This window comes from Paenibacillus phytohabitans, assembly GCF_013141775.1.
Lineage (GTDB): Bacteria > Bacillota > Bacilli > Paenibacillales > Paenibacillaceae > Paenibacillus_AQ > Paenibacillus_AQ phytohabitans.
The window spans coordinates 1-10332 of the sequence record NZ_WHOB01000036.1 but is presented as its reverse complement, the minus strand read 5'-3'; the positions used below and the strand labels follow the sequence as shown (position 1 = coordinate 10332).

11 protein-coding genes and 1 other RNA gene are annotated in these 10332 nt (G+C 50.4%); all 12 read right to left on the bottom strand.

The window, feature by feature from the left end:
* Window positions 1-126: 126 nt before the first annotated feature.
* Window positions 127-393, bottom strand: coding sequence for a pro-sigmaK processing inhibitor BofA family protein (locus GC101_RS13385; RefSeq protein WP_171717669.1), 267 nt, complete (start codon window positions 391-393; stop codon window positions 127-129).
* 27 nt (window positions 394-420) lie between these two features.
* Window positions 421-687, bottom strand: a complete 267-nt coding sequence (locus GC101_RS13380) for a DUF2508 family protein (protein WP_039310972.1) — start codon at window positions 685-687, stop codon at window positions 421-423.
* 204 nt (window positions 688-891) lie between these two features.
* A complete protein-coding gene (gene recR, locus GC101_RS13375; RefSeq protein ID WP_171717668.1) occupies window positions 892-1491 on the bottom strand; it encodes a recombination mediator RecR in 600 nt (199 codons plus the stop codon).
* 36 nt (window positions 1492-1527) lie between these two features.
* Window positions 1528-1839: a YbaB/EbfC family nucleoid-associated protein gene (locus GC101_RS13370; protein WP_039309650.1), complete on the bottom strand. Its 312-nt coding sequence runs from the start codon at window positions 1837-1839 to the stop codon at window positions 1528-1530.
* A gap of 52 nt (window positions 1840-1891) precedes the next feature.
* The gene (gene dnaX, locus GC101_RS13365; RefSeq protein WP_171717667.1) at window positions 1892-3661 is read right to left on the bottom strand and encodes a DNA polymerase III subunit gamma/tau; all 1770 of its coding nucleotides are present in this window, start codon (window positions 3659-3661) and stop codon (window positions 1892-1894) included.
* A gap of 270 nt (window positions 3662-3931) precedes the next feature.
* An RNA gene (gene ffs / locus GC101_RS13360) (signal recognition particle sRNA large type) lies at window positions 3932-4200 on the bottom strand.
* Between the two features lie 60 nt (window positions 4201-4260).
* Window positions 4261-4458, bottom strand: a complete 198-nt coding sequence (gene rpmE, locus GC101_RS13355) for a 50S ribosomal protein L31 (RefSeq protein ID WP_039309646.1) — start codon at window positions 4456-4458, stop codon at window positions 4261-4263.
* 124 nt (window positions 4459-4582) lie between these two features.
* Window positions 4583-5860, bottom strand: a complete 1278-nt coding sequence (locus GC101_RS13350; protein WP_042132731.1) for a radical SAM family protein — start codon at window positions 5858-5860, stop codon at window positions 4583-4585.
* A 25-nt stretch (window positions 5861-5885) separates the two neighbouring features.
* Window positions 5886-7244, bottom strand: coding sequence for a transcription termination factor Rho (gene rho, locus GC101_RS13345; protein WP_042132730.1), 1359 nt, complete (start codon window positions 7242-7244; stop codon window positions 5886-5888).
* Window positions 7245-7410: 166 nt separating this feature from the next.
* Window positions 7411-8664 (bottom strand): UDP-N-acetylglucosamine 1-carboxyvinyltransferase, encoded by a 1254-nt coding sequence (locus tag GC101_RS13340; RefSeq protein WP_039309636.1) that lies wholly within the window; start codon window positions 8662-8664, stop codon window positions 7411-7413.
* A 246-nt stretch (window positions 8665-8910) separates the two neighbouring features.
* On the bottom strand, window positions 8911-9765 hold the full coding sequence (gene fba / locus GC101_RS13335) for a class II fructose-1,6-bisphosphate aldolase (RefSeq protein WP_039309634.1): 855 nt from the start codon (window positions 9763-9765) through the stop codon (window positions 8911-8913).
* A gap of 206 nt (window positions 9766-9971) precedes the next feature.
* A partial coding sequence (locus GC101_RS13330) for a response regulator (RefSeq protein ID WP_171717666.1) occupies window positions 9972-10332 on the bottom strand: 361 nt, incomplete at its 5' end.

Here is a 10332-nt window from a genome sequence, read left to right as displayed (position 1 = left end):
CCTTTGTTTCAGTCAAGCTTTTTTTTAATTTCTTTTTTCGCTTTAGCTTTCAGCAAGTTATCCGAGAACATCTTGCTCAAAGGGCCGAGACTTAATGTATCATAAATCCACAACCCTCGTCAACCATTAAAACAAAGTTAATTTTAAACCCAGCAGCAATAGTACCCCGGGCAGCCCAAGAATCGTTACTGCGCCTATGGTTGTGGGATTCAGCGGGATGTGTACATCCGTTAGAATACCGGAGAAGTTAACGATATAAATGCCGATTGCAGCCAGAATAAGATGAGTTCCAAATACACTTATCCATGCCCACCCCAGTTTTTTTCTGAATACAATTAGAATTAACAGGAGTCCTGACAGAATCAGCACACCCAATGCAACAGTTCTTAGCATTGCGATCCCCCTCAATAATTATTCCGGTTACATCGGCAGCTGGCTCCGGTTCAGCCCCAGTCTCTTGGCATGCTTAAGATGGATCTGGTATTTACGCTCGGCCGCCTCGAGTATATAGATGGCATAATCAATCTGATCCTGCCCCATTGCCTCATCAAACATCAGATATGCCCGTTCCCACTCCGACTGCGCTTTGCGGACCTCATGGTACACCGTCCCCCACTCTTCTTCCGTATGGGCATTATTCGCTCCTTCTGCATCTCTGCCCAGCCATTTCGTGTTCCACCATCCCATTGCAATCCCCTCCTATGAATGACTACTGGCGCAGCCGGTGCCGCACACCCGTTAATCTCATACATATCGGAATAGGGACAAACTTAGAACCATGAGTCAGTGCTCGTCTGCTCTTTTGTTGAATGCTGGCCGCCCCTGGAGTCTATATCTAATAAAAAAAGAGGCCCCAAGGGCCTCTTCAAGTACAATTCAATGTCAGAACACTCAGAACAGCTCACGACGGCCTTCCAGCGCCTTCGACAGGGTTACCTCATCCGCATACTCAAGATCGCCGCCTACAGGCAAGCCATGGGCGATTCTCGTGATCTTGATCTCGAACGGACGGACTAGACGGGAGATATACATGGCCGTGGCCTCGCCCTCAATGTTGGGATTGGTCGCCATAATCAGCTCCTTGACCCGCTCATCACTGAGTCTGGTCAGCAGCTCCTTCAGCCGTATATCATCAGGTCCGATGCCCTCCATAGGGGAGATGGCCCCCTGCAGCACATGATAGTAGCCGTCAAACTCTTTGGTTCTCTCTATGGCTACCAGATCCTTGGAGTCCTGAACCACACAGATTATCGAAGCATCGCGGGATTTGTCCTGACAGATCCGGCACGGGTCAGTATCGGTAATATTACAGCAGACCGAGCAATAATGAAGATTTCGTTTAACACTGACTAGGGCTTTGGCGAAATCAATCACCTCATCCTCCTTCATGTTAAGCACATGAAAGGCCAGCCGGGCTGCTGTCTTCGGGCCAATCCCTGGTAAACGTGTAAAAGCTTCTATCAGCTTGGCTAGCGGTTCTGGATAATACAAAGTAATGGTTCTCCTTTGGTCGGGAGTGGAGTAAGCCTAGAATAAGCCAGGGATCTTCATTCCGCCGGTGAATTTACCCATATCGTTGTTAGCCAACTCTTCAGCCTGGGTAAGAGCATCATTAACAGCAGTGATCACCAGATCCTGCAGCATTTCGATATCCTCCGGATCAACAACCTCCGGTTTAATCTGAATGGAGAGCAATTTTTTGTGGCCGTTCACCTGAACGGTAACCACGCCGCCGCCGGATGAGCCTTCAATGGTCTTACCGCCCAGTTCTTCCTGGGCTTTGAGCATCTGCTCCTGCATTTTCTTTACCTGTTTCATCATTTGGTTCATATTATTCATACATCGTCTCTCCTTTGGGATGCGCGTTATCTGCGCTAGTATGCTTGAGGCTCTATTCCTTTATGACAACAAGGTCTTCTCCAAAGAGCTGGATCGCCTCGTCAATCCATGGTTCGGGTTTCGCTTCTATAGTCTCGTGCTCATGCTCCAGATGCAGTTCTTCTGTACTGGCCTTGGAAGCTGACTTGGTCGCAGCCTCATTCCAGTCACGCAGCATCATCGTCACCAGCCGGTATGGCTTACCCAGCTTAGCAGACATCACATTCTCGATGACCTGACGGTTGGCCGGCTTCTCAGTCGTATCCCGGTGAATTGTATTCTTGAAGGCGACCAGCACTGCATCTTCCATGACTGCCACCGGCTCTCCATCTACAAACCACGCATGCACAGTAACTTTCTCTTCCTTCACGCCCTGCAGAACCTGGCTCCACTGCTTATACACATTGCCAAAGTCAGCGCTGTCTTTACCCGCAATGAACTTATCGAGCTGCGGCGGAAGCTTGCCTGCAGATGATACTCTTGGAGCGCTTGGCGGGGCGGCCGCTCTCTGCGGCGCAGCCTGCTCACGCCCGCCGGCCACACCTCCGGATTGGATCGCCTGCTCAAGCTTCTTCTCCAGCGCGGCAATCTGCCGTTTGAGTGCATCCAGTTCCCCCGAATCCACCGGGGAAGAGCTTCTTCCCGCTTCCGGTGCTACAGCACTCAAGGACGGAGCGCCCGCTGAAGGAGCCGCCTCCTGCTGGGTACTGCACAGCTTCATCAGCGCTACTTCAAATAAAGTCTGCGGATGAGTGGCATATTTCATCTCACCCAGATAGCGGCTCAGCGTCTCCACAATCAGGAACAGCCGGTCGCGGGTAAAGGCTGCTGCCATATCACGGAATTCCGCCGGATTCAGTACACGGTCGGTTAACTGGTCTGCCCCCGGCACCATCTTGATCATAAGTAAATCACGGAAATAATACAAAAGATTCTCCAGACATTTGTCGGCACTCTTGCCCTCGTGCATCAACTGCTCGACAAGTTCCAGCAGCAGCCCCATATCACTCTCCAAAATGGCTGTAGCCAGGCGGGCGAACTGTTCGGATGGAATTCCTCCGGTCATGCCCAGCACCTGCTGATACGTCACATTCCCGTCTGTGAAAGACGAGATCTGATCAAGTATGCTCAGCGCATCCCGCATCCCTCCGTCGGACAGACGGGCAATATACTGCAGTGCGTCCGCATCTGCCGTAATGCCTTCCTTCTGGCATATCTCTCTCAGCCGGCCGGTCTGCTCCTCCAGGGAAACCCGGCGGAAGTCAAACCGCTGGCAGCGTGAAATGATCGTAGCCGGCAGTTTATGCGGCTCTGTCGTAGCCAGAATAAACATGACATGCGGCGGCGGTTCTTCCAGCGTCTTAAGCAGGGCATTGAATGCTTCTGTTGTCAGCATATGCACTTCATCAATAATATACACTTTACGGCGTACTTCGGTAGGTGCATATTTCACCTTATCCCGCAGATCGCGAATCTCTTCAACACCCCGGTTGGAGGCCGCGTCAATCTCCTGGACATCCATTACGTTGCCCGCTGTGATCCGCAGACAAGACGGACATTCATTGCACGGCTCCGGACCCGGGCCCCGCTCGCAATTGACCGCTTTGGCCAGTACCTTGGCCGCACTCGTCTTACCGGTCCCCCGCGGGCCGCTGAACAGATACGCATGCGAAACCCGCTGTTCACGGATCGCATTCTGCAGCGTCTGGATAATATGCTGCTGCCCTACCATATCCTGAAACGACTGCGGCCGCCAAGCACGGTACAGCGCGATATGTTCCACTATGCATTACCCTCTCTCAGGCTGCCGCTTTCCGGCATTTGTCGCTAATTTATTATACTATATTCCCCAGTCTTTGACCAAGCAGAAGCGCTTTCGCCTTCCTCTAACGAGGCCTGTGCTTCCGATGCAGCGATACTACGTATCGCTTTCAGGTATCCGTATCAGCGGGAAGTATTAGGATAAAGTATGATGAGCATATAGTTTCTTATCTTTCAAAAAACAAAAAGCATCTTCGCTTGTGGCAAAGACGCTATCATAATAGTATTTAAACCGTGCACCCGTTATTGATGACTGCGATCCAAGCGGCAACCCTACAAAACTGCTCGGGCTAGGCCACCCTCCGGCACAAGAGTAAACTCACTTATGGCTGCTTCCTTCCGGACCTGACCAGGTTCACAAGCACTCATTGCGGAGGACCCAACCGTCAACACAGCCCATAGGAACCAAGGCCTCACATCGACAGCACCTCTAACAGGAATTCAACCTCGCTACAGCGGATTGCGAGTTACAGGGCACCGCTACCTCCCCGTCTAGCACGGCGAAGATAAGTATAGCTTACGGCCGGACAAAAATCAACTAACAATAAAACGGCAGAACAATTAGATGCCGTATTTCTTCTTGAACTTATCAACTCGGCCGCCGGCATCCAGGAACTTCTGCTTGCCGGTGAAGAACGGGTGGCAGCTGGAGCAAATTTCGACACGCAGCTCCTCCTTGGCAGAGCCAGCTTCAAAGGAGTTGCCACAGGCGCAGGTTACCTTAGTTACATTGTACTTGGGTTGAATTGCTGTTTGCATTTGAATATTCACCTCTCACGCCCTAAGCCTCATGCGGACTTAGAGTTATATGATTACGCAAGCTACATTTTAGCATGGAAGCCCAGGGGCCTGCAATAGGTTTGGGCAAGACTCAACTCAGCGGTTACTGGTGCACTCTGCGCTGCTTGGCACGGGCCAGTTCAGCAGGCGGAACATGGGTGAAGGAGCCAATTACAACATCCGGCAGCTCCTCGCGGAAGATCTCCAGCATCGTCTTCATTCCAAGGATTTCGCCTTGTGCAGGAGGAATCAGCTCCAGATAGCTCTCCGGGTCAATATTAAGATTCCGCATCTGAATTAGCTTAATGTCTGTACGTCTAACGAACTCAACCATCGCCTCAATCTCTTCCTCGCGGTCCGTGACACCCGGAAAAATCAGATAGTTAATGGAAGTATATACACCCTGTGAAGCTGCATATTTCAGGGACTTCTCTACATTAGCCAGCGTATAGCCGCGCGGCTTGTAGTATGCATTATAGTGATCATCCAGCGCACTGATTGTGCTGACCCGCATAAGGTCAAGACCAGCATCCACAATGCCGCGGATATGATCGCTTAATCCTGCGTTCGTATTGATATTGATATAACCCATATCTGTAATAGAGCGTACTTCACGAATGGACTCAATGATTATCTTCGCCTGGGTAGAAGGTTCGCCTTCACAGCCCTGTCCAAAGCTTACAATCGACTCTGGCGTCTTCAGGTGCTCCAGCATGACTTGTGAAACTTCGCTCACTGTGGGACGGAAGTTCATCCGCGTCTGCGGCGACACAAACCCGCTGTCATCAGGCTGTTCCGAGATACAGCCGAAGCAGCCGGCATTGCACGAGTAGGAGACCGGAACAGCACCTTCCCAGCGGCCCAAGAAGGTGTTGGACGAGGTCAGGCATTCGTATTCCAGTGCGCAGTTGGACAGATGATTATAGAGACGGTTCTCCGGGTACTTGGCGGTCAAATCACTGACGCCAATCTCTACATCCCCGCGGTCACAATTCAAAGGATTCCACTGCTCCGTATCATCTGTAGGATCCGCCGCTACGTAGAATCCGCCATCCTTCCATACTACAGCGGAATAACCGAAGAGCGGAAGCTTATACGTCTTATCTGTCTTGACATAGCCGGGAAGGCACAGACGGGTAAAACCCTGCGGCAACAGCGCTCCAACAGCCTGTGAGCCTAAAGGCAACGGCAGCATTTCACCTGTCCCGGGATCCATCCCGATTGCCCGCGTATTAGGCAGCCCTACCAGAGTAGCGCCTTCAGGCAGCGGGATCAATTCTTCCTCCAGTATCTCAACAATCATATCCCCGCTGCGGGCCAGCCCGTACAGCTCGGGATGATCATATACGTTTCCTTGCCCGTCGGCATATACCAAATACATGTTAGTCTCCTCTTGTTATCAATTCTCAGGTTGTAGGCACAGAAGGTGTCTTGGGCCGCGTGGTACGGCGGGCCGATGAACCGCTGTTCGATGTTCCGCCTTTGCTGGCGGTACTGTTTGCTGACGAGGAATCCTTGTTGCCGGCCACATCAAAAGAGGCCAGGAACTCAGCATTCGTCTTGGTGTCACGCAGTTTCTTCAGGAATCCTTCTACAAAGTCGTAGGATTCATTCATATTTTTACGGATTGACCAGATGGTATCCAGTTCTTCCTTGCTAAGCAATACTTCCTCGCGGCGTGTACCCGAACGGCGGATATCGATGGCCGGGAAGATACGGCGTTCTGCCAGCTTGCGGTCCAGGTGAAGCTCCATGTTCCCTGTGCCTTTGAATTCTTCGTAAATAATATCGTCCATGCGTGATCCGGTATCAATCAGCGCTGTTGCAAGTATGGTCAGGCTTCCGCCTTCTTCTACGTTCCGCGCGGAACCGAAGAAACGCTTAGGACGATGGAAGGCCGCAGGATCAATCCCTCCGCTCAGTGTCCGGCCGGATGGCGGAACCACGAGATTGTAAGCACGGGCCAGCCGGGTAATGCTGTCCAGCAGGATAACGACATCTTTCTTGTGCTCGACCAGACGCAGTGCCCGTTGAAGCACAAGCTCAGCCACTTTGATATGATTCTCCGGAAGCTCGTCGAACGTTGAAGCTACTACCTCGCCCTTAACAGAACGCTGCATATCCGTTACTTCCTCGGGACGTTCATCAATCAGCAGTACAAACAATGCGATCTCAGGATTGTTAGTGGAGATACTGTTGGCAATTTCTTTTAGGAGGAGCGTCTTTCCTGCTTTGGGAGGTGCTACAATCAAACCGCGCTGTCCTAAACCTACGGGAGCAAGCAAATCCATTATACGGGTAGATAAATGGGCAGAGGAAGTTTCAAGCGGCAGCTTGTCTTGCGGATAAAGAGGTGTAAGGGCCGGGAAATGTAATCGTTCAGCTGCACTGGCCGGATTCTCACCATTGACGGCATTAACTTGAAGCAATCCGAAATAACGTTCATTCTCTTTGGGTGTACGGCATTTCCCGGATACAAGGTCGCCGCTTCTAAGATCAAACTTGCGGATCTGCGAAGCCGAGATATAAATATCCTCCGCACTCGGCAAGTAGTTAATCGGTCTAAGGAAACCGTAGCCTTCCGGCAGGATCTCAAGCACGCCTTCCATAAACATAAGACCGCTCTGCTCAGCCTGCGCCCGGAGAATCGCGAAGATCAGCTCCCGCTTCTTGAGCGTTCCGTAATAAGGGATCTGGTATTTCTTAGCCAGCTTATACAGATCGGTCAGCTTCATTTCTTCCAGATCGGAAATTTGAAGATCCATGTGTGATAACCACCTATTCAATTTTTATAATGAGTTCTTCCGGCGTTCTCTGCCGGGCAAAATATGAGTCTATGAAAATGCTTATTAGGATAGGATTACCCGAATTGGAAGGAGATATGCAGTTTAAAGGCAAATTATGCTCCTTCCAATCGTTCCGGGTACATACTTATTCGTTCTCGCGCCAGACTTCGGCACCTAAATTGCGCAGGTTGCTTACGAGGTTATCATAACCGCGGTCTATATACTCCACGCCTGTCACTTCGGTAATTCCTTCCTCAACGGTGAGTCCGGCAATGACCAGAGCCGCACCTGCCCGTAAATCGGCAGCCTTCACCTTCGCGGCATTGAGCTTGCCGCCCTCAATAATTGCAGAACGCCCTTCGACGCGAATCTTGGCGCCCATACGGACTAATTCAGGGACATGCTTGAACCGGTTGCTGTATACGAAATCGCTCAAGACGCTAACGCCTTCCGCTTGAGTTAGCATACTTGTCATCGGAGATTGCAAATCGGTGGCGAAGCCGGGGTATATCAATGCTTTGACATCAGCATGCTGGTACTTGGCTCTGCCGATGACCCGGATACTCTCATCCAGCTCTTCTATATCTACTCCCATTTCCAGCAGCTTGGCAGTCAGCGCCTCCAGATGCTTGGGAATCACGTTATCTATCAGCACATTGCCACGCGTTGCCGCAGCGGCAATCATATATGTTCCCGCTTGAATTCGGTCAGGAATGATGGAATGTCGGCAACCATGCATTTCAGTTACGCCTTCAATCCGGATCGTTTCTGTACCGGCGCCTTTAATAACAGCGCCCATAGAGTTTAATAGGGTAGCTACATCTATAATCTCAGGCTCTTTAGCCGCATTTTCAATAATTGTAGAGCCTTTGGCACGTGAGGCCGCCAGCATAATATTTATTGTGGCTCCAACGCTGGATACATCCAGATAAATCTTGGCACCACGCAGTTCTTTGGCATACAAGTGAATAGAGCCATGATCGTTGGTTACAGTCGCACCAAGCGCTTCAAAGCCTTTGATATGCTGGTCAATCGGACGCGGCTCAAAATTACAGCCGCCGGGAAGACCAATCGTCGCCTCTTTGAATCTGCCGAGAAGCGCACCCATCATATAATAAGAAGCCCGGAGTTTCTTGACCGGTCCGTTAGGCATGGGAATGGATACGATACGGGAGGGATTAATTCTCATCTGGCTGCCGGTCCACGATACACTCGCGCCAAGCTCCTCCAGAATTTCGGAGTAAACGGCCACATCACTAAGAGCAGGCAGGTTATCCAGCACAACTTCAGATTCCGCCAAAATCGCCGCTGGAATAAGCGCAATTGCGCTATTCTTTGCTCCGCTGATGGTTACAACGCCCTCTAGCGGACGTCCGCCGCCAATCATTAATTTTTCCATAAATTTATCTGGTTCCCCCTACGTGTATTGCGGCTTGTTCTGGCAATACCAGCTGTGGCTTGTGGTGACATGGTGATTAGAAGAAGAAACGGCTGCGCCGCCCTAACTTAAGGACGGCACCCGTTTCTGAGGAAATCTGAAATGACTTTACCGGAAGGACACCGGCTATGCGGTATACTCTTCTGATAAAGATATGCAGGCGGGACAGCAGGAAATAACCTGTCCCGTTACGCGGCAGAGTTAAAATTAAGCTTTGTTGCTGGATCCGAATTCACGGATTTTGCCAATAACGGTTTGTTTGATGGCTTCGCGGCCTGGTGCGATGAATGTACGCGGATCGTAAGCATCCGGTTTAGCAGCCAGAACTTCGCGGACTACTTTGGCAAACGCGATTTGGTTCTCAGTGTTTACGTTGATCTTGGAAGTACCCAGGGAGATGGACTTCTGAATGTCATGTACAGGAATACCAGTACCGCCGTGAAGTACGAGCGGAAGGTTGACTGCATCACGAATTTCTTCCATTTCCTTGAATCCAAGGTTCGGTTCGCCCAGGTAAGGACCATGTACGGAACCCAGTGCCGGAGCCAAAGTGTCGATGCCGGTTTCTTTAACGATGCGTACGCATTCGTTAAGGTCAGCGTATTGGATGCCGCCGATAACGTCATCTTCCTGTCCGCCTACAGTACCAACTTCAGCTTCTACAGAAACACCTTTAGCATGAGCATATTCAACGACCTTCTTGGTCATTTCAATGTTCTCGTCGATTGGGTGGTGGGAGCCGTCGATCATTACGGAAGTAAATCCGGCATCGATTGCATCCTTACATTTGTCAAAGCTTGAACCGTGGTCCAAATGGATTGCTACAGGAACGGTAATTTTCATGTCATGAATAAGACCTTCAACCATCTTAACTACAGTGTAGAAGCCGCCCATGTGACGAGCTGCACCTTCGGATACGCCAAGGATTACTGGTGATTTCTCTTCTTCTGCTGCACCAAGAATCGCTTGAGTCCACTCCAGGTTATTGATGTTGAACTGGCCAACTGCATATTTTCCTTCAAGTGCTTTGGTTAACATGTCTGTCATAGATACTAATGGCATGGTTTCAATCCTCCTAAAATGTTTGAGTTGCTTATATAAGCCGACATCACATACAGGCCTATTATAGCACATCCTGTGTCAAATACTAAATAGGATACACAAAAAAATGTCCCGGTGGGACGATATTCAGCCAGCCCATATTCCTGCGGGACTTTCCCTCTTTAGCGTATCCATAACAGGACTTACCCAAACTGTTCATTTCTAAGCTAGCTGCATTGATCAACCGACTTATTGTGCAGATGCATATTAACGGCAACCCGCATCTCATCGATATCAAACGGCTTGGTGAAATGCATCAGGGCTCCCAGCTTGGTCGCTTCCTTGATCATGTCCAGTTCTCCGTAAGCCGTCATCATAATCACTTTGATCGCCGGGTTCAGCTCCTTCAAATGCTTGAGGATCTCCAGTCCGTCCATCCCCGGGATTTTCATATCGAGCAGAACCATATCCGGCGATTCGTTCTTGACGATCTCGAGTGCCAATTTTCCGTTAGCTGCCTGAAAGGTGGCATAACCTTCACTATTAAATACTTCCATGAGGAGAATCCGGATTCCATTCTGATCATCG

Coding starts and splice junctions, on each gene's coding strand:
- rpmE (WP_039309646.1), bottom strand. CDS start 4,458: ATGCAAACAGCAATTCAACCCAAGTACAATGTAACTAAGGTAACCTGC.
- fba (WP_039309634.1), bottom strand. CDS start 9,765: ATGCCATTAGTATCTATGACAGACATGTTAACCAAAGCACTTGAAGGA.
- GC101_RS13340 (WP_039309636.1), bottom strand. CDS start 8,664: ATGGAAAAATTAATGATTGGCGGCGGACGTCCGCTAGAGGGCGTTGTA.
- GC101_RS13370 (WP_039309650.1), bottom strand. CDS start 1,839: ATGAATAATATGAACCAAATGATGAAACAGGTAAAGAAAATGCAGGAG.
- rho (WP_042132730.1), bottom strand. CDS start 7,244: ATGGATCTTCAAATTTCCGATCTGGAAGAAATGAAGCTGACCGATCTG.
- GC101_RS13350 (WP_042132731.1), bottom strand. CDS start 5,860: ATGTATTTGGTATATGCCGACGGGCAAGGAAACGTATATGATCATCCC.
- GC101_RS13380 (WP_039310972.1), bottom strand. CDS start 687: ATGGGATGGTGGAACACGAAATGGCTGGGCAGAGATGCAGAAGGAGCG.
- GC101_RS13385 (WP_171717669.1), bottom strand. CDS start 393: ATGCTAAGAACTGTTGCATTGGGTGTGCTGATTCTGTCAGGACTCCTG.